The following is an 18,778-nucleotide window of genomic DNA, read 5'->3' on the forward strand; positions in this document are numbered from 1 at the left end:
AAAATATACGGTTGTCATTCCTGCAAAGGCATCATCGCCCGCATGGATATCTAATCGTCATTGCGAGCAGCCATAAGGTTACGTGACAATCTCATGAAATAATAATAAACTCTTGAGATTGCTTCGTCAATTACTTACGTAATTTCCTCGCAATGATATAAATGACGTAAATCTAAACTACGATACTTTCTTTCTTTTATTACCGTAGCTGTTACCATCAAAGGTTCTTTTACGGCTACTATCAAAAGCATTAAACTTTTTACCGTCACCGCCGGCTCTTTTACCGAATAATCTTTTACGATTATTTTTATCACTTCTAAACTCACTACGTGGCGTAGATTCTCCTTTATTTACTAAACGATCGATTGCACGCCATCTAATAACATCATCAGGAGAAATAAAAGACAACGCATGTCCGGTAGCCCCTGCTCTACCCGTTCTACCTATCCTATGTAAATAATCTTCAGGACACATAGGTAAATCATAATTAATAACATGCTGTGTATGAGGAATATCAAGCCCACGAGCCGCTACATCAGTTGCTACCATTATTCTATGGTTTGACTTACGAAATGATAAAATTACTCTTTCACGTTGACGCTGACTTAAATCACCGTGTATAGCTTCTGCTGTATGATTTTCATATTTCAACATTTTAGCTAATTGATCGGCAGAGCGTTTAGTCTTCACAAAAATAATGACTGATCCTTCCCTATTACCAAGTTGTTTAGTTAATGCACTAAATTTTTCTTTATCAGAAACATGCATTGATTCCTGTTTTATTTCTGCAGCTGCTTTATTAGTAGCACCTACCATAATACGTACCGGATTGTTTAGATATTTTTGAGAAACAGCAATAATATGTTTTGGCATAGTAGCGGAAAACATTAAAACTTGTCTTTTTTCCGGTAAAAATTTATTGATTTCTTCTAATTGTTCTTTCATCCCCATATCAAGCATTCTATCCATTTCGTCAAGTACGGTTATGCCTATACGATCAATTTTTAGACTTCCCCTATTTAAGTGATCGATAATACGCCCCGGCGTACCGATAATCACTTTTGGATTCTTTTTTAATTGCATAAATTGTTTAGGCATCGGTTCACCGCCTATCAAAACTGCACTATTAATTTTATAGGATGTAGTTACTTTATTTAAAGTACTGTGTATTTGCGTTGCTAATTCTCTAGTCGGAACAAGAATTAAAGCAGTAGTTTTATTTTTAATAAATGAATCAATTAACGGCAATAAATAAGCAAGAGTTTTGCCTGAACCTGTTTGGCTAGAAGCGAGTATGTCCGATCCCGCCATTGCAACCGGAATCGATTGCTTTTGTATTTCAGTCGGCTCAGTTATATTCATTGTCTCGAGAGCAATAATTAATTCTTCAGATAAATTAAAATTTTTCATTATATAATCCAATATAGTTTTAAATCAAAATATGCACATTATTGATTAGACCTCTTAACATAACTCATTTCTTAAAGATATATGAGACATCGACGCTGCTCTCTCATCCTTACATACTTAACTATGTACGCTGCGTAGAGTAGCAGTTCTTATTCCCTGTATAAGATAAGTTATGCAAGAGGTCTATTGTATAAAAAATAAGTTATAGTAAATTAAAATAACGACTTATATAATTATCCTGAATCAAAAAATATGCTTAAGCTAGATTACAAAACACCCACTAAATATATAAAACGATAATGAATAATGAAACTATTTTAGAATCTTATTCAAGCCAGAATAATATTATTAGATTTAGGGCATTTTCATGCCCTTTAGTAAAAATAATTTATTACACTTAAAATTATATAGGTTATTATAAGACAAAAACAAAATATTTACTATTTTGATAAAGATGACTAGGCTACCCTAAATTATAAACAATTTTGGATAGCTGCTTTTGGTATTATAAATTTATTTAATTCTGAGGTTAACAGCATAGGCTTTTCCTTGCTTTTCTTCAAGATCAAAAATTACATCTTGTCCTTCTTCAAGGCTATGTAAACCTGCTGCGTCTACGGCTGATTTGTGTACAAACACATCTTTGCCGCCATTGTCCTGTTCAATAAATCCAAAATTCTTGGTAGAATTATACCACTTAACTTTACCTACTATATTTGTAGCCATAAAAACCTTTATTAGATAGAAATTACTTATTTGAACTTAACACACGCTTATAATAACTAAAACTTAAATTTTACCTTAAGCCTTACTTAAATATAAGAGCCGATAAAAATTCATTATGCAAAACTACCTTACCTTGCGGCATTTGTCAATAAACATGTCAATAACATGCAAGAGAAAGTATTACTTCCTGAAACTAATCTATCATATTATTACTATTTTGTCACTATTTAAGTTAATTATCTAATAAATTAATGAGTAAACTAACGATTTTAAATGTGTTTAATAACTTTTTCATATCAGACTAATATATTAACGATAAAAGTACTTGCTTTTTCGTATTTTTTTTATTAATCTGTCCACTTAGCAAATGCAACCTTAATATCCACAGCTGCCCGCGTGATGGAATGGTAGACATAACGGACTTAAAATCCGTGGAGCGTAAGCTCTTGCCGGTTCAAGTCCGGCCGCGGGTACCATTCGCCATTTTTAGACAAATTCACCAATGTATCAAACAGCGAACGTAGCATAAAATCAAGCTTTTCAGGTTTCAATATTAAGTTCCCAAATATTAAATTTACTAAACGTCTTTTTTCGCTCACGCTGGAACTTTTAAATATCTTATAGGCACTTGAGGCTGTTGATATCAAGGAAACCTGTAGCGATAACCGAAATTAATGCGTAGCTGTGACCCTAATGTATTAATTCACATCGCAACTAGATATTATGAGTGAAACTGATTTAGAGATTGCCACAAAACACTAACCACCAAGCCAATGCTATTTAATATGTTTACTTTAGCTGAACATTTGTATAAGACAATTGTCGAAATCAAGCAAATTACAATAGACGAATAGCATCACTGCTTCGCTTATTTTAGACTAAAGAAATCTAGCAAACAGAATAGATTGAAAAGGCAATAAGTAAAAGCTTTGCAGCGTTTTTTACTTAATAATACATACGCTTTAATAAATGTTGTTTATTATATTGTGCTTTAGAATTTGTAGGATCAAGTTCAATTGCTTTATTATAAGACTCAAGAACTAAATTGTATTTACCTAGTAAATAGAAAAAGCCGTATTTTTGAGTAAAATAGATTTATTAAATATATAATTATTGACTTATTCCCCCCTATAAATTACTTCTCTCACATGATAATTAAACTCTATCATTAATATATAAGCTAATTTTAAAGAGTTAACATATAAAGAAGAAATTTTAACCTCTGAGTCTTATATTGATGAAGAGGAAGAAAAGAAATTAAAAGTTCAAAATGCATAGTTTTGACTAGTTTTTTAACTTTCTGTTATTTCTTTTTTAACTATATAGACGAAAAAGCAGCAGAATATAAACTACAGCAAGAAGCAGAAGCAAAAAAGTTAGATAAAGCTGAATGATGCAAGCTATAATATTTCAGCAATTCTCAAATAATCTTGAGGGGCAAGATTTTCAGCGCGATAATTATCATTGATTTTCAACTGAGTTAATACTTCATGCATATTAGGTACAAGATTTTTCAGTGATGATTTGATCATTTTCCGTCGTCCTGCAAAAGCAAGCTTTGTTATTTGCTCAACTTTATTTATCAGAGCAATAGACGGCGGATTTTCTAAAGGTATTAGTTTAACTATCGCAGAATATACTTTAGGAGGTGGATAGAAAGCAGTTGGCGCTACGTCAAAGCACTTTTCCACTTTAGCTATTAACTGACATATTACCGATAACCTGCCATATGCTTTAGTTGAGGGTATAGCACAAATACGTTCTACTACTTCCTTTTGTAACATTAGCGTCATACTAGTAATTAGCCGTGCTTCTTTCAGCCATCTAATCACTAACTCAGTACCTATATGGTACGGTAAATTAGAGATTATAGTTACTTTATAGTCAATTGATTTAGACTCGCCTATATCGTTCGCTCTCCTATTAGTTATAGGCTTCGCTTCTCGCTTCTTGTATGCAAATCCAACTGAATTGACTATATCACAGCTTAAATCGGTTAAATTTATTTTAAGAGCATCTTGTTTAATAATATTTAGATTAGGATAATATTCTTTAATCTCATTAAGGAGCGGGAGGCATCTCTCATCTGTTTCTATAACAGTTAAGGATTCAGGATTTTTCTGCAATATTGACCTAGTTAACCCTCCTGTGCCGGGCCCTATTTCTAATACTCGGCTATTTTCTGCCAGGTTACTTGCACGTACGATTTTATCACATAGACTACTGTCAAAAATAAAATTTTGTCCGTGCTTTTTAAGAGGATTAACTTGATGTAAAGCTGCGTGTTTTGCAATTGAAGGGAGCATAGGGTATGTCATTCCCGTGAAAGCGGGAATCCAGTAAAACATATAAAAACTTGTTTTTATATGTTTGTTTTTATCAAATATAATTCTGTATTAATAATCAAGGTTATTTTTCTGGATTCCCGCCTACGCGGGAATGACATAGAATAACACACACTAAGACGGCAGCATTATTTTTATAGCTGCTTTCTTACGCATATTTTCAAACATTTTTTGTGCTTTTTGCGAAATCTTTTTATTGGTTAGGAAATTTACTACATAATTATTTTCATCTTCATTAACATTTAAGATTTTTTTGCTGCACACTAATGTTATTTCAAATTTGTTATTTACTTCAAAAACATTACTTGCTTTATCAGGAGTTAAGTCCTTTACAATAGTTTGTTTTACGCCTTCTATCTTGCTAAGCTTATCGGTAATAATTTGCATAGTAGCAAAATTATCATAAAGCGATTTTTTAACATCCGCACATTTTTTTAGTCGATTTTTCAAATTATTCATCTGCGTAAACGCTTTATTGCCACCATCTTTAGATGTAAATACTTGCATTGAAATTTCTACGTCTTTTTGATCGCTAGATAAAATTGCAACATCTATTTCTTTATTACTTACTTGTACCGATCTTGATAGACTTGATAAAATATTCATTTTAATCAACTCGGATTTAATTTGGGAAATAAAACTATCAGGATTAACCGATCTGCTTTTTAGATACTGAAGAAGAGAACCGTGAGGCATTTTATTACGATCTTCAATAGACTTAATAGCGTTCTCTATCTCTTCTTGCGGAATTTCTCTATCTCCTGCATATTGAAAAAGCAAAGATTCGTCAATTAAGCTCTTAAGTGCTAAGTCACTTAGCTGCTTATCTTGAGCAGGCGTTAGACTTTCAACATTATTTAGTGCCATAATCATTTTTTTTCTAGCACGGAACTCATTAAGAGTAATAGGTTCATCATTTACGGATGCTACTATATTCGGTAATGATGCTTGTGCTACATTAAAAGTAAAAAAAACGGTAATGATTAATAATAATTTTCTCATGTGATACTCTGAATAAGTGACCAGTAAGTAGACGAAGTTTTATTTGGAAAAGAGCAAGGAGTCTATAAGTCAAGGAGCGGAGCGTACATTTAGTACGTGAGCACCGCAGAACTTATAAGACGACATAGCCAATTTTTCAAATAAAACGAGTATACTCACATGTTTAAAACTTTTAAACCGATAGAAATAGTCGGCGAAGAGGTAGTCTTTTTGATTCCTCTACTTCCATCGGCTAGATAATCGGAATAAATCTTTGCAGTAATTCTAACACAATCTTTAGCATATGTCATCCTAATAGTTCGCGTAAGTAAATTTGGAGATCGTCTAGAGAGATCAATGCGTGCACCAAAGCCTATAGTCCAATTTTCCGCTAGCTGATAATTTATGTCTCCATAAAATTGTCGTACTCTATTATTTGAAACCTTTATACTTTCTACGGAATAATATTTGTTAAGATTGGTAAGCTGAATAAAACTACTTAGAAAGTTAATCTTATCATAGTTAAAATTTCCTCCCACTTCATCCCTAATAGGTCTGAAATATCTATCTTTCCGAAAGCTATAAAACACTTCTAAATTATTAGAAAGATTACCTAGTATCTGCCCTACATTTTCCTTATCATCAGCTGGCAAATTTATACTATATCTTGTATTACGGGAGTGTCCTAAAAATAATTTTAAATAATTTTCTTCTTTAGCAATACTAGTATTTAAGCCGTAACTTAATCTATTACCGAAATCATGGCAATCAATACCGCTATAACGGTTGGATAAAAAGATATTTTTTTCGGATAATTCATATTTAGCAGGATCAATTATAACAAATTTTTTATCTTTCTTAGATAGTTTACGTCCCATAGTAAAAGAAACTACCGGCTCAATAAGTAAATTTATCGTTTTTGTTATATTGCCTACTAACGGATAACGCCATAAAGTTTGCAATTCCGGTATATTCCTTTGAAATGCTTTACTTTCTCTCGGCTTATCTACATAAGCCCGCCTAGCAAGATAAAAATCGCCTCTATCTTTAGCAGCAAAATCAAAAATTTGTCCTGAAGCAGTCAGCACATTATGCATAAAGGATAGTTGCAAAGAGGTTCTAGCAACTTGTTTTCCTATTCTTTCTTTGTACATTAACGTATTATTTTCAACAACGATATGGCTGTTGTCATTATCATTCAAATTTATCACGTTTTTTGTATTGATTTTTGGTAATACTAGAGGATCGGTATATTTACGATCATTACTACCTAAGCCTTGAAAACTTAATCCTTCCGCCGAAAAATAATCAGCCTCATGAATTTTATTTAAGAATATTTTAGAAGTTAAATATGAAGCGTAGTTATTATAATAATTTTTTAAATAAGCTTTATCCGATGTACGCTCCACCCTGAAACCGTAATCATAAACTTTATCGGTACTAATAAAATTACCGCTTGCTATATAATGATAAGAAGAAACTTTTTTATTTTTCACTACACTTCCATCTTTTTCTAGAAAATATGGTAATTTACCGTAACTAACTTGAAAATTCATATTATCGGTATCATTCAGGCGATAACGTGCTTCTAGCTCATAAGTTTGATATTTACTAAAAATTCTTGGAGTGAGAGTAAAATCGATATTAGGTTTTGCACGTAGATATAGGGGGATGCCAAACCCTTTATTTTTGACGTCAGGTACCAATAATCCAGAAGTCGCAGGGGCCGTATGAGTCGGATGGAAAAAATACGGTAAGTAACAAATCGGTACACCGTATACTTCAAAAAACACGTTTTTATAAACTACTCTATGCTCTGCGGAATGAATATAAGTATCCTTAGCAGCAATTTGCCAAATAGGGTTTCTATTACAAGTAACATCACAAGGGGTAAACTCGGCATGGTGCAGCTTAAGATTATTTTCATCTATTCTTTCGGCAAGTTTAGCAATTAAAAGATTATTATCACCGGAAAGCAAAATGAATTCCGATATGATACCTTTCTTAAATTCATCTTTTAAAACCGCTTTGTCTCCCTCTATTATCCGATTTTGTTTATCCTTAATTCGGATATTACCTTCTGCCCTTAAAATATCGTTTTCTATATCATAAAGTAAATTATCTGCTGTTAATAAATACTCATCCGTGATAATTCTTATATTACCTTTAGCATATATCAAATCCTGATTTTCATTATACTCTACGAAGTCAGCTATAATATTGCTTATTTTAATATTTTGACCATTCTTAGAAAGAGCGGCAAAACTTACCAAAGAAAATATTATGATAATAAGCAAACATATTATTCGCAGTAGCATTTATATTAATAAATATATTTTAATAGTAAAAAATAATAGCAAGCTATTAGCAATATATCAAATAATAAAAAATTTTGCTTGCTCTTTTGTAGTACAAGGTTATTCTATGGAGATGATAATCATCATTGCGAGGAGATGCATAGCATCGACGTGGCCATCTCATGAAGTAGGATAAACTCCTGAGATTGCTTCGTCAAAACTTATAGTTTCTCCTCGTAATGACGAATAATGTGTGTTACCCTCAGCGCAAAAAACCAAGTACTAATAAAATGCTAGACAATTTCATTGCGCATCAAGCAACCAAAGAGTTTTCAGTTAGTGAGATTTCTAATAAAATCAAAGAGCTATTAGAAAATAATTTTGGCTATATTAAGGTAAAAGGCGAAATTTCAGGCTTAAAAATAGCAAACTCAGGTCATGCTTATTTTAACTTAAAAGAAAATACCGCCATTTTAGCCTGTACTTGCTGGCGTCCTATTCTTGCTAAAATCAAATTTCCTTTAAATGACGGCATGGAAGTAGTAATTAGCGGTAAACTCTCAAGTTATGCAGGTAATTCACGTTATCAATTATCGGTAGATAATTTGCAACCCACAGGACTTGGAGCTATGCTGCAAATTCTAAATGAGCGTAAAGCAAGACTCGAGAAAGAAGGCTTATTTAATAAAATACGTATTCCTATACCCTTTTTACCTGATAAAATAGGCGTTATCACTTCAATAACCGGTGCTGTTATTAAAGATATTATTCATCGTATTCGCGAACGTTTTCCGACTCGGATAATAATATGGCCGGTTAGCGTACAAGGCGAAAATTCTGGCAATGAAATTGCTGAAGCAATTGAAGGATTTAACAATTTAGAAGAGGTAAACAAACCACGTGTTATAATCGTTGCTAGAGGTGGCGGTTCTATAGAAGATCTTTGGTCATTTAACGATGAGATATTAGTACGTGCTGCTTATAACTCAAAAATTCCTATTATTTCCGCAGTAGGTCATGAAGTGGATTATACTTTAATAGATTTAGCAGCCGATAAAAGAGCTCCAACACCGACTGCTGCCGCAGAATTTGCTGTACCGGTACGCTCTATTTTAAATAATACGCTACAATCTTATGAAAAAATATTATTGAATAATACTAGCCGGTTAATTAAATATCACGAACAAAATATAGTAAATTACAATAAAATACACAGATATCTCTCTCACTATATAAATAATAGGCAGCAATTACTGGACGAAACCGGTTTTAATTTACTAGATGCTTTACCGTGCTTTATTGAACTACAAGAAACAAAGATAAAATCTTTTTCTAAAGAAAGAGTTAACCCTGCTAAAATAATCAATTACAAAACATTAGAATTAACACATCAAACAGCTTATCTATCAAAATCGGCAAATAATACTTTGAAAAACTTTGAGTATAAATTAGAATTAAATAGTACGTTACTTGCAAGCCTTGATTATCACAACGTATTAAAACGAGGTTTTGCTATAGTTAAAGGAGAAACGGGTAATTTTTTATCTTCTAAAATTACTGCTGCGAATGAAAAAATTTTTAATATTAAATTTTCTGACGGTGAAATTAAAGTAGTTCGTGCTTAAAGGCTTTGGTTTTTATACTTCTCATTTCTAAAAATTTGTATGCTTTAAGCATAGGCACGAACGAACAACAAGCAATTTTAGAATGCGAAGGGACAGCTGATAAAAAAACTTTGATAAATGCATGGTATGTAAATGAGCCTTATCAATACTTAATTGCTGCTTCAAACGGTCATACTACCGTTTCCGGTATGGATATAGAATTAATGAACGCTATTGCTGCAAAAATAGTTATCAATATTGAGTACAATCAAGATAGCTGGTATCAAGTTAGATATTCAAAGCGGCAATGCCGACATGACAGCAGGAGCTACTTATACTACTGAGAGGAGTTGCAATGGTTATTATTCACAAAATTGAGCCTCTAAGTTTTTGGAGACCGTTTTTTGCTTTCATTACAGCTAATTGCGATACAATATTACGAGATTTTATTATGAAAGAAAATTCAATTAAGAGGACACCAAGAGGAGTTAGTATTGCAATCACTGTATTTATGGGGTATAGTTTTTAGCATATTATTAGATATGTACAGTAGTAATCCAAATTATCATACAATAAAATATTCAATGAGTATAGTAATTGCCAGAGCATTTATTACTAGTCTCTTAGTTTATCATTTTGGTTTTCTTGAGTGGCAATTCCGTAATACAAAATTAGAAGATATAGCAAAACAAACATGAAGATAGCTACTTGGAATATTAATTCCATAAAAACAAGACTTAATTTATTGCGTAATTTTTTATCTAAAGAAAATCCGGATATTTTATTATTGCAAGAAATAAAATGCGAAACCGCAAAATTTCCTTTTGATGCATTATCCGATCTACCTTATAATTCTTATGTTCACGGACAAAAATCATATAACGGCGTTGCTATAATTTCAAAATTTCCTGCCGATGAAATAATTAAGGATTTTCCGAATAATTACTGCAGTGATCAAGCAAGATTCTTAGAAATAAAATTATCATTACCTATAGGGTTTTGTAATATAATCTCGCTCTATGCTCCTAACGGTTCATTTGTCGGTAGCGATAAATTTGTAGCAAAACTAGCATTTTATGATAATTTTATCAATTATCTATCAACTAAAAAATCTTTTGACGAAAAAACTATCATAGGCGGTGATTTTAATATTGCACCGTTCGATATAGACGTATATTCACCTAAGCTACTGGCTGAAACTACTTGTTTTACTGAGGTTGAACAAAAAAAATTACGCACTATTCTAAATTCCGGATTTGAGGATTTATACAGATTAATGCATCCGAGTAAACAAGAATTTTCATGGTGGGATTATAGAGCCGGATGTTTTGAACAAAATAAAGGTATGAGGATTGATATGATTCTTGGTTGTAATAATACTATTGACTATTTAGAAAATTGCTATATGGATTATAATTTAAGGACTCAAGAAAAACCTTCAGATCATATACCGGTAATTGCGAGTTTTAAGGGATAGTCAATGTGGAATGTTGCTATCTTAGGATGCCGTATGTCATTCCCGCGTAGGCGGGAGTCCAAAAAAATAGCTTTAATATTGATATAGGAGTTACATAATTTGATAAAATAACCATATAAAAACAAGTTTTTATATGATTTTAATGGATTTCCGCCTACGCAGGAATGACATAGACCACTTTTTAAAAATAAATATATGTCTCCAAAATTCATGACATTTTACGAAAAATATATGACGATTGTCGGTACAATCGGCAATTTTATGTTCTATGTACAGGCTCATAAGATTTTCACCTGCCAATCTTCGGCTTCTGTTTCTATGCCCGCCTTTACTATAAGTGCTATTGCTCTTTGTAGTTGGCTTATATACGGCATATTAATAAAAAATACACCTATTATAATAGCAAATATAGTAGGTTTTATCGGGGCATTATTAGTTCTCTTAACCATAATAATATATTAAATAATGACTAAGCAAATCATTACTTTAGTTGGCCGTCCGAATGTAGGCAAATCAACGCTTTTCAATAGATTAAGCATACGTAAAAAAGCTATCGTTCACGATTTGCCAGGCGTCACTAGAGATAGAAAATATACAGACGGCAAAATCGGCTCTTTTGAATTTTTGTTAATTGATACCCCAGGACTTGACGAGAATCCTAATAGTATGGGAGAGAGGTTAATTGAGCAGACTACTAAAGCAATTTTAGAGGCAGATTTAATTTGCTTTATGGTTGACGGTAGAAGCGGAATATTACCTGATGATAAGCTACTTAGTAGTTTTGTTAGAAAATATAATAAGCCTGCTATATTGGTAGTTAATAAATGCGAGAAAGCTTTTGATTTTGATAAAGAGTACTACAAATTAGGGTTTGATAGTATGATAGCTATCTCTGCCGAGCATGGCACAGGCTTAATTGATTTATATGACGAAATTATTGCCAAGTTACCTGAAGAAGAATCAATCAAGACAAATATAACCGATCCAATTAAAGGAGATTGTTTGCAGATAGTAGTTAGTGGCAGACCTAACGCCGGAAAATCTACTTTTATAAACGCTCTTATTAATGATGAAAGATTATTAACCGGTCCTGAAGCCGGCATTACTCGTGAATCAATTGAAATTGATTGGCAATATAAAAATAATCATATTAAATTGATTGATACGGCAGGACTCCGCAAGAAATCTACTATTACAGAGTCTTTAGAAAAATTATCGGCATCGGATACTATTAACAGTATTAAATTTGCTAATACCGTAATCTTAATGATTGATGCTTTAGCTCCTTTAAAACAACAAGATTTAAATATTGCAAGCCATGTGGTAAATGAAGGAAGAAGTCTAGTTATAGTAGTGAATAAATGGGATTTAGTTAAAGAATCCGAAAAAGAAGCATTTCAGGAAGAATTTTATTATCAGATAAATACTCATCTGCCTCAAGTTAAAGGTATCCCCGTTCTATTCATTTCAGCAATAAATAAACAAAATATTGAACAAGTGCTAGATGCTTGTCTTAAAATTTATAAAATTTGGAATAAGAAAATAACTACTAGCAAATTAAATGAATGGCTTAATTTTACTACGGAAGCACATCTGCTGCCTTTACAAAAAGGAGGCAGAAGAGTGCGTGTAAAATATATGACTCAAATAAAAACCCGCCCCCCTACTTTCAAGCTATTCTCCAATAATCCGGAAAAAATTACCGATAGCTATACTAGGTATTTAGTAAACAATATGCGTGAGGCTTTTGACATGCCGGGCGTTCCTATTAGATTCATTTACGTAAAAACTAAAAACCCGTATGTGTAGTTTAAAATTAATTAATAACAGTTTAGTTATTAGCACCGAAAAATCTGAATTAGATATATTACTAGATAATATTACTGATTCTAATTGTCATCATGAATTTATTAAGTAATGATAAGACTAAAGGTAATGAAATATGGTAACTTATATACTTTAACCAAGCTGTAAATTAGATAAGTTCGCTATTCCAACTACACTTATTTTTTCTGTTTTTTTATATGTATTATTCCCGGCGGTAACAATATATAAATGTTCTAACTGCAAATCGGCAAGAACGGTATGCATTGATTTAGTAATACTAGGAGCATCAGCATTTTTTACTTCAAAGCCGTATTTCTTACCATTCTTAATAATTAATAAATCTAATTCTGCTCCTGTTTGCGTTCGCCAAAAAAAATACTCTGCATCCGTTTTAAATTTACGTATTAACTCCTCTATTACAAACCCTTCAAATGAAAGACCGCGTTTTGGATGAACATACCAATCATGTTCGTGAATCCCTAATAATGCATGTAGTATTCCGCTATCTCGTATATAGACTTTTGGTGCTTTCACTTGACGTTTTGAGATATTTTCATACCAAGGTTTTAATAGCCGAATCATAAAAGTTTGCTCTAATATTTCAGTATAACGTTTTATAGTCATATCCGTTAAACCGAGCGACCTTCCAAGCTCGCTATAATTTAATAATTGCCCATGATTATGAGCAAGCATCATCCATAACTGCCTCATTACATGTGCATTAAGAGATATTCCTAAACTAGGCAAATCACGCTCGATAAAACTAGTGATGTAGCTATTACGCCATCTAAGACTTTGGACATAATTTTTTGCTAAATATGATTTAGGAAAACCACCTCTTAACCATAACTCCCTAAAATCATTTATCTCTATTAAATTGAACGGAGTAAGCTCCGTATATTCAATACGGCCGGCTAATGATTCTGAAGATTGTCGCAATAATTCTCCAGAAGCACTACCTAATATTAAAAATTTTTTGTTTGAATAGTCAGCAAGAACTCTTAAATAAGGAAAAATTTCAGGTTGTCTTTGAATTTCATCAATTACTATTAAACCGTTTAAAGGCTCAAGAGTTGTTTTAAGATTCTTAAATTGATCTAAGTGAGCTGGATCCTCAAGGTCAAAAAAGTAGCTCTTTTCATCTTCTTTAAGCTGTTTAATATAAGCGTGAGCTAAAGTAGTTTTACCACATTGCCTTGGACCGAGCATGGCACAAATAGGGAATATCTCAAGGGCACCTGTGATATGTGTTAAATAATAATTTCTGTCTATCATCCTTGTAATTTCATAATGACACTTTGAATTTACAATATAATTTTAATCAAATAATAGCAAGATGTTTCTAGGTCCTATACCGGATTTTCCTATCTCTCTTTGTCTTTCTTCTAATACCTTACTTGTATGCGGTCCTACCGCTTCTTTATCTTTACTAAATTTACTTTTTCCTAAATTAACTATAGTTTCTGCTACTATACTCCTAGCACTTTTGGATCTGATAATAATTTTAACGCCAGCAATAATAATTTTACCGTATTCATGTTTGCTAAATTTATCGGCAATTTGAATTAATTCAGGTGCATGTTTACTTACCGGCTATCTTTACTAATTTTTCACCGTCTAATTTTAATTTTTGCCCCTTAGGTGTTTTATTTCACAACTCATCTACAACCGGTCCTAAACTACTTACATGTTTTGTTAATAGTTCAGGAAGGTCTTTTTCAATTATTTTTCTTATTTCCGGATTATGGTTTTTAATTTGTATCAAAGGACTAATCAATTCCTTTACCTCTTTTACCTTTTCTTCTTTTGATTTCTCTTCCTTTGGAAGTGGCTTAATTAACTGAAATTTTTGTATTATATCAGCAACTTTATCGCTATCGGGAAGAGCGAGGCTTGCAAGTTTAGTAATTGACGGCAGAGCATCTTTTAAAAAAGACGTAGATGTATCTAATGCCTTATGTATAAACTCCGGATCTTTCCCTTGTGATTCTATTCTTTCCGTTACTTTAGGATGTTTTAAAACATCTAATATATCCTGTTTATTACTATCTAAATATCGCGGTAATTTTTTTCTAAAACAGGAGATAAATTATCAATAATTTTTTTGGCATTTTCAACTAACTCTACTATTTGAGGTTTTTTGCCTTTTAATAACTCTTTTTTAGTTTCAGTATCTAACCCTTCCATATTTAGGTTAATTTTAGTCCAACGCTGATTTGCTTTAAGCTGACTATAAGCTTTTATAGCTGAAGGAGTACTTTCAATTAATTTTTCGCTAGAATTTACAAGTAGTGCTACTGTATTTGCAATTAATTCAGGTTTAGCGATTTTTTGTGCTTTAAATGTCATGTATATTTTTAATATAGCACCTTGAGATGACGCGTTTTTTTGTTTAATATTCTTATATATTTCTTGTACTTTTGGGTTTAAATCGCTTTCTAGTGCTTTAGATATTAAATCTACTCCTAGTGTAGATAATTCTCTGATAAATTTAGGACTTATTTTGTCTAATACATTTATTTTTTCTGTTTCAGAAGTTTGAAAGTTTTTTGTTATTTTGCTAAGCCTCTTATTTAAAATAGGCGTGAGAAGAGATATGGGATAACTTTAGACTGTAAAAGAGTTTCTTTTGAACTATTGGATATAGTTTCGGAATGTAAAACAGAAGCACATTTTTTTATAAGCGATGCTGCATCTGCTATCATCTTGCAACCAGCGTCAATAGAACCTACACTAGTGGTAGCACTTCTCGCTTTTCTGAGGTTATTAAGCTCCAATGCAAGATCAGGTAAAACTTGAGAAGCCTCCCAGGTAAACTGCAATGCACTAGGAACATTCCCGACTGCTTGGATAACACTTTGTATTATACCTAAATTATCTTTATTAAGATCTAGATATCGTTTATTTAACTCATCATATTTTTTGTTACCTGTGTCAGCTCCAAGAGCTAAATATCCAACTTGAACCCACGAAAGATTTTTATATTCTTCATCAAACTGTTGCCTTATATTATCAATGGATTCCTGCTCTTGCTCTTGGCTTTTAGACATTTAAATACCTTTATATAATTTAAAGGTTTATAAAATTTTACTTTTTAATTTTTGTTAATTTTAAAAGTCATGGTTATCTTGCAATGGTTTTTTACTATAATTTTTCATTTACCGGTAAATCCATACTAACCTCTCCACACAATAAAACAATATTCTCCATTACCTGAGGATCTATATCCGGGTTGTTATACTCTTTATTTTTCTGAAGCCAGTTGTAATAGTAAGGGTCAGGCCATAATTCCATGATTTTCGGTAAAGATTTTTGCTGTATAGTACCGACATTATACTCACGTTTTAAAACTTCAGCCGGCATTCACCCTACATCACCGATAAAATATATTTCTGAGAAATGCAAAATCGATTTAATATTATTATCGGGATCTATATGGATTTATAATATTCACGTTGTACATCATTAAGCAATTTCGCTACTATAAATGGTTTATCGAGATGTCTTTCTATACTTACTAAAGCTATATTTTCTAAGTTTTCGGGATATTAAACAATTTTATCTAAAGCCGTTAATTTTTCAAACTCTTCCTCTCCTATTTTTTCTTTTAGGTCTCTTTTATATTTTTGTTCTTTATCTGAAGGCAATACTAATTTATCATTTTTACAATCAACCAAAAAAGGAGTAGTAATAGGATATTTAATAAATAAATCTTTTAGTTTCATAATAAAAAATTTCTTAATATATAAGGCTAATTTTTTATATGTCAAATAATATCCTCTAGACTATCTAGGTCATGCTTTACCAATCGTAACAACTTCGCTTCAGGGCTTAGATTTTTCACGGCCCATTTTTTAATCCAAGGTTCGGCGAGCTGCCACATATTAACATTACCGTCTAACTGTCTGCCTATCCCTTCCACCATTATTAAAGTCTTTTGCAATAACAACAACTCCGGTTGTACTTCCATGCCGAAATCTTCCGTGATTTTAAATAAATGTGCAAGCAGCTTACCTATGGAAATATTTTTTATGGGCGTCCCTACTATAGGCTCGGTAACTGCTCTACAACTTTGAGCGAATAAAGCTAAATCGGTATTTGATGGGATATAGCCGGCTCTTAAATGTACTTTAGCAACTAATTTATAATCACGCCTTAAAAAGCCAAATAGACTTTCGGCAACGGCTAAACGATCTTTTTCTTTAAGTCTGCCCATAATACCGAAATCAAGTAAAATTATTTTACCTTGCTTATTCACTAAAATATTCCCTGCATGTAAATCAGCATGAAAAAATCCGTCTCTATAGGCTTGATTGAAAAACATTACGGCAAAATCTTGAGATATTTTTGCAGGCTCTAACCCCATTTCCTTTAGTAGCAAAGTATCATATATAGAAGTGCCGTCTAACCACTCGGTGGTTAGTATATTTTCTGATGTTAAATCCCAATATATTTTAGGGATTATCACGTTAATATCATTTCGCATATTATCCGTAAGCTCAGAAGCTGCTGCCGCCTCTAAACGTAAATCAAGCTCAAATTTCATAGTTTCATGAAATTTATCGACTACTTTAATCGGTTTGAGCCTTTTTGCTTTAGAAAATTTTGAGATAATTTTTGCAAGAAAATATAGCAGCTTAATATCTCTGTTATATTTTTTATGAATACCCGGACGCAAAATTTTTACCGCAACATATTCACCGGTTATAAGTTGTGCTTTATGTACCTGCGAAATTGATGCGGCAGCGATGGGGGTATCGTCGAGGTGTAAGAAAGGGAGGGCGTCATGGCTCACAGTCATAGACTGCGTGGCAATCTTTTGTTTGCTTGCTGAGATTGCTTCGTCGACATAAATGTCTCCTCGCAATGACGTTATCAACCTTCTCGCCACCCCACCATCAAACGGAGGTAGCTTATCTTGCAGTAACCTTAAATAACCTGCTATCTCTGCTCCTACTAAATCGGCTCTTGTCGCAAGAGTTTGTCCAAATTTTATATAAATAGGTCCAAGATCACTTAAACAATCTATTAAGCGTTTGCCGTAATCTTCCCGTGATTTTTTTATTAACGAGACCGGAGCAAAAAATAAGGCTAATATATAACCGATAAACCTGCAATATTTAGGGCTTCCTGAATCAATTAAGATTTGCTTTTTACTGATGATACGAAAAATACGTATTAAATTAAAAAAATTACTTATCATCTATTATATACTCCGAAGTAAAATAAAGAATAGTATACGAAGATCAACTTCAAAAAGAGCAAGGAGTTCACAAGTCGAGGAGCGGAGCGTATACTTAATACGTAAGTACCGCAGATCTTGTAGAACGACGTAGCCAATTTTTGAAGTTCATCGAGTATACGCACTGTGGATAGCAACTATTCCGCCACTTAGATTTTTATAACCGACTTCCTCAAAACCGGCGTCTTTAATCATTATTCTAAACTCGTCTTGTGAGGGGAATAAATCTATACTTTCGACCAAATATTCATATGCCTCTTTATTACCCGCTATCATTTGACCAATACTCGGTATAATATTAAATGAGTAGAATTTATAGAAATCTTTTATGTACCCTTCCTTTACTTTTGAAAACTCAAGACATATAAACTTACCCATTGGCTTTAAAACCCTACATGCTTCCTTTAAAGCCTTATTTATATCAGGTACGTTTCTAATACCGAATGCTATAGTATAATAATCAAAACTATCATCCGGAAACGGTAGTTCTTCAGCACTTGCTACAGTAAATTTAAGATTTTGAAATAAATTCAGATCTATTGCTTTTTTCTTAGCTTGCTTTAACATTTCTTCATTAATATCACTTAAAGTTAAAGAGATATTATTAACTCTATCTCTTGCTTTTTTAGCAAGTTTTAAAGCAATATCACCGCTACCGCTAGCAACATCTAATATATGAGAGTTAAGATTTGGAATTTGCCTAATAAATTCATCTTTCCATAAGCGATGTAATCCCAAACTCATTAAGTCATTCATTAAATCATACTTATCAGCGACATTAGAAAAAACGTTATTTACTAAACCTTGTTTTTTAGTGTAGTCTACTTTTTTAAAGCCAAAATTTGTTTGGTTCATAGTTTTTTATTATA

20 protein-coding genes and 1 tRNA gene are annotated in these 18,778 nt (G+C 32.3%); 8 read left to right on the top strand and 13 right to left on the bottom strand.

Annotation, left to right across the window (positions count from 1 at the left end; genetic code table 11):
- Positions 1-177 precede the first annotated feature (177 nt).
- Together RSL_RS05275 and RSL_RS05280 are read right to left on the bottom strand one after the other, a co-directional pair.
- A complete protein-coding gene (locus RSL_RS05275) occupies positions 178-1,410 on the bottom strand; it encodes a DEAD/DEAH box helicase (RefSeq protein ID WP_014273700.1) in 1,233 nt (410 codons plus the stop codon).
- Between the two features lie 513 nt (positions 1,411-1,923).
- Complete coding sequence (locus tag RSL_RS05280; protein WP_004997759.1) at positions 1,924-2,136, bottom strand: cold-shock protein; 213 nt, start codon at positions 2,134-2,136, stop codon at positions 1,924-1,926.
- Between the two features lie 390 nt (positions 2,137-2,526).
- Here RSL_RS05280 and RSL_RS05285 point away from each other — a divergent pair.
- A tRNA-Leu gene (locus RSL_RS05285) sits at positions 2,527-2,612 on the top strand.
- Between the two features lie 469 nt (positions 2,613-3,081).
- Here RSL_RS05285 and RSL_RS08900 read toward each other — a convergent pair.
- From RSL_RS08900 to RSL_RS05300, 4 genes are all read right to left on the bottom strand, one after another.
- A complete protein-coding gene (locus RSL_RS08900) occupies positions 3,082-3,231 on the bottom strand; it encodes a tetratricopeptide repeat protein (RefSeq protein WP_148258545.1) in 150 nt (49 codons plus the stop codon).
- A gap of 305 nt (positions 3,232-3,536) precedes the next feature.
- Entirely contained in the window at positions 3,537-4,442 is a 906-nt protein-coding gene (gene rsmA / locus RSL_RS05290; protein WP_014273702.1) for a 16S rRNA (adenine(1518)-N(6)/adenine(1519)-N(6))-dimethyltransferase RsmA, read from the bottom strand.
- A 153-nt stretch (positions 4,443-4,595) separates the two neighbouring features.
- Positions 4,596-5,483, bottom strand: coding sequence for a SurA N-terminal domain-containing protein (locus RSL_RS05295; RefSeq protein ID WP_004997756.1), 888 nt, complete (start codon positions 5,481-5,483; stop codon positions 4,596-4,598).
- A gap of 155 nt (positions 5,484-5,638) precedes the next feature.
- Positions 5,639-7,780, bottom strand: coding sequence for an LPS-assembly protein LptD (locus RSL_RS05300; RefSeq protein ID WP_014273703.1), 2,142 nt, complete (start codon positions 7,778-7,780; stop codon positions 5,639-5,641).
- On the opposite strand from RSL_RS05300, the gene RSL_RS10710 reads away from it, so the two are divergent.
- The 7 genes from RSL_RS10710 (at position 7,746) to der (ending at position 12,649) form a co-directional block, all read left to right on the top strand.
- Complete coding sequence (locus RSL_RS10710) at positions 7,746-7,955, top strand: hypothetical protein (protein ID WP_014273704.1); 210 nt, start codon at positions 7,746-7,748, stop codon at positions 7,953-7,955. The two genes, RSL_RS05300 and RSL_RS10710, sit on opposite strands and share 35 nt — an antisense overlap.
- 94 nt (positions 7,956-8,049) lie before the next feature.
- Positions 8,050-9,384 (top strand): exodeoxyribonuclease VII large subunit, encoded by a 1,335-nt coding sequence (gene xseA, locus RSL_RS05310; RefSeq protein ID WP_014273705.1) that lies wholly within the window; start codon positions 8,050-8,052, stop codon positions 9,382-9,384.
- A 5-nt stretch (positions 9,385-9,389) separates the two neighbouring features.
- Entirely contained in the window at positions 9,390-9,707 is a 318-nt protein-coding gene (locus RSL_RS05315) for a hypothetical protein (protein ID WP_233417484.1), read from the top strand.
- Positions 9,708-9,857: 150 nt separating this feature from the next.
- Positions 9,858-10,061, top strand: a complete 204-nt coding sequence (locus RSL_RS08905; RefSeq protein WP_041472103.1) for a hypothetical protein — start codon at positions 9,858-9,860, stop codon at positions 10,059-10,061.
- The gene (gene xth, locus RSL_RS05325) at positions 10,058-10,840 is read left to right on the top strand and encodes an exodeoxyribonuclease III (RefSeq protein ID WP_012736964.1); all 783 of its coding nucleotides are present in this window, start codon (positions 10,058-10,060) and stop codon (positions 10,838-10,840) included. The genes RSL_RS08905 and xth overlap by 4 nt, the downstream gene beginning before the upstream one ends.
- Positions 10,841-11,035: 195 nt before the next feature.
- The gene (locus RSL_RS08125) at positions 11,036-11,302 is read left to right on the top strand and encodes an SWEET family sugar transporter (RefSeq protein WP_010977607.1); all 267 of its coding nucleotides are present in this window, start codon (positions 11,036-11,038) and stop codon (positions 11,300-11,302) included.
- A gap of 3 nt (positions 11,303-11,305) precedes the next feature.
- Positions 11,306-12,649 (top strand): ribosome biogenesis GTPase Der, encoded by a 1,344-nt coding sequence (gene der, locus RSL_RS05335; RefSeq protein WP_014273707.1) that lies wholly within the window; start codon positions 11,306-11,308, stop codon positions 12,647-12,649.
- Between the two features lie 150 nt (positions 12,650-12,799).
- Here der and RSL_RS05340 read toward each other — a convergent pair whose 3' ends face one another.
- The 7 genes from RSL_RS05340 to ubiE form a co-directional block, all read right to left on the bottom strand.
- The gene (locus RSL_RS05340; RefSeq protein ID WP_014273708.1) at positions 12,800-13,942 is read right to left on the bottom strand and encodes an ATP-binding protein; all 1,143 of its coding nucleotides are present in this window, start codon (positions 13,940-13,942) and stop codon (positions 12,800-12,802) included.
- A 774-nt stretch (positions 13,943-14,716) separates the two neighbouring features.
- Positions 14,717-15,016, bottom strand: a complete 300-nt coding sequence (locus RSL_RS05350) for a hypothetical protein (RefSeq protein ID WP_041472104.1) — start codon at positions 15,014-15,016, stop codon at positions 14,717-14,719.
- A gap of 224 nt (positions 15,017-15,240) precedes the next feature.
- The gene (locus RSL_RS05355) at positions 15,241-15,717 is read right to left on the bottom strand and encodes a hypothetical protein (RefSeq protein ID WP_041472105.1); all 477 of its coding nucleotides are present in this window, start codon (positions 15,715-15,717) and stop codon (positions 15,241-15,243) included.
- 94 nt (positions 15,718-15,811) lie between these two features.
- Positions 15,812-16,030 (bottom strand): hypothetical protein, encoded by a 219-nt coding sequence (locus RSL_RS05360; protein ID WP_014273709.1) that lies wholly within the window; start codon positions 16,028-16,030, stop codon positions 15,812-15,814.
- 185 nt (positions 16,031-16,215) lie between these two features.
- Positions 16,216-16,437: a hypothetical protein gene (locus RSL_RS05365; protein ID WP_014419905.1), complete on the bottom strand. Its 222-nt coding sequence runs from the start codon at positions 16,435-16,437 to the stop codon at positions 16,216-16,218.
- Positions 16,434-17,870, bottom strand: coding sequence for a 2-polyprenylphenol 6-hydroxylase (gene ubiB / locus RSL_RS05370; RefSeq protein ID WP_014273710.1), 1,437 nt, complete (start codon positions 17,868-17,870; stop codon positions 16,434-16,436). The genes RSL_RS05365 and ubiB overlap by 4 nt, the downstream gene beginning before the upstream one ends.
- A gap of 147 nt (positions 17,871-18,017) precedes the next feature.
- Positions 18,018-18,764 (bottom strand): bifunctional demethylmenaquinone methyltransferase/2-methoxy-6-polyprenyl-1,4-benzoquinol methylase UbiE, encoded by a 747-nt coding sequence (gene ubiE, locus RSL_RS05375; RefSeq protein ID WP_012151179.1) that lies wholly within the window; start codon positions 18,762-18,764, stop codon positions 18,018-18,020.
- Positions 18,765-18,778: the final 14 nt, after the last annotated feature.

Origin of the sequence: Rickettsia slovaca 13-B (assembly GCF_000237845.1) — a bacterium.
Lineage (GTDB): Bacteria > Pseudomonadota > Alphaproteobacteria > Rickettsiales > Rickettsiaceae > Rickettsia > Rickettsia rickettsii.

What these genes read in the sequence shown, in the direction of transcription:
- xseA (WP_014273705.1), top strand. Translation starts at nt 8,050, where the DNA reads ATGCTAGACAATTTCATTGCGCATCAAGCAACCAAAGAGTTTTCAGTT.
- RSL_RS05300 (WP_014273703.1), bottom strand. Translation starts at nt 7,780, where the DNA reads ATGCTACTGCGAATAATATGTTTGCTTATTATCATAATATTTTCTTTG.
- RSL_RS05280 (WP_004997759.1), bottom strand. Translation starts at nt 2,136, where the DNA reads ATGGCTACAAATATAGTAGGTAAAGTTAAGTGGTATAATTCTACCAAG.
- RSL_RS05295 (WP_004997756.1), bottom strand. Translation starts at nt 5,483, where the DNA reads ATGAGAAAATTATTATTAATCATTACCGTTTTTTTTACTTTTAATGTA.
- der (WP_014273707.1), top strand. Translation starts at nt 11,306, where the DNA reads ATGACTAAGCAAATCATTACTTTAGTTGGCCGTCCGAATGTAGGCAAA.
- RSL_RS05355 (WP_041472105.1), bottom strand. Translation starts at nt 15,717, where the DNA reads ATGTCTAAAAGCCAAGAGCAAGAGCAGGAATCCATTGATAATATAAGG.
- RSL_RS10710 (WP_014273704.1), top strand. Translation starts at nt 7,746, where the DNA reads ATGATAATAAGCAAACATATTATTCGCAGTAGCATTTATATTAATAAA.
- ubiB (WP_014273710.1), bottom strand. Translation starts at nt 17,870, where the DNA reads ATGATAAGTAATTTTTTTAATTTAATACGTATTTTTCGTATCATCAGT.
- RSL_RS05360 (WP_014273709.1), bottom strand. Translation starts at nt 16,030, where the DNA reads ATGCCGGCTGAAGTTTTAAAACGTGAGTATAATGTCGGTACTATACAG.
- RSL_RS05350 (WP_041472104.1), bottom strand. Translation starts at nt 15,016, where the DNA reads ATGACATTTAAAGCACAAAAAATCGCTAAACCTGAATTAATTGCAAAT.
- rsmA (WP_014273702.1), bottom strand. Translation starts at nt 4,442, where the DNA reads ATGCTCCCTTCAATTGCAAAACACGCAGCTTTACATCAAGTTAATCCT.
- RSL_RS05340 (WP_014273708.1), bottom strand. Translation starts at nt 13,942, where the DNA reads ATGATAGACAGAAATTATTATTTAACACATATCACAGGTGCCCTTGAG.
- ubiE (WP_012151179.1), bottom strand. Translation starts at nt 18,764, where the DNA reads ATGAACCAAACAAATTTTGGCTTTAAAAAAGTAGACTACACTAAAAAA.
- xth (WP_012736964.1), top strand. Translation starts at nt 10,058, where the DNA reads ATGAAGATAGCTACTTGGAATATTAATTCCATAAAAACAAGACTTAAT.
- RSL_RS08125 (WP_010977607.1), top strand. Translation starts at nt 11,036, where the DNA reads ATGTCTCCAAAATTCATGACATTTTACGAAAAATATATGACGATTGTC.
- RSL_RS05275 (WP_014273700.1), bottom strand. Translation starts at nt 1,410, where the DNA reads ATGAAAAATTTTAATTTATCTGAAGAATTAATTATTGCTCTCGAGACA.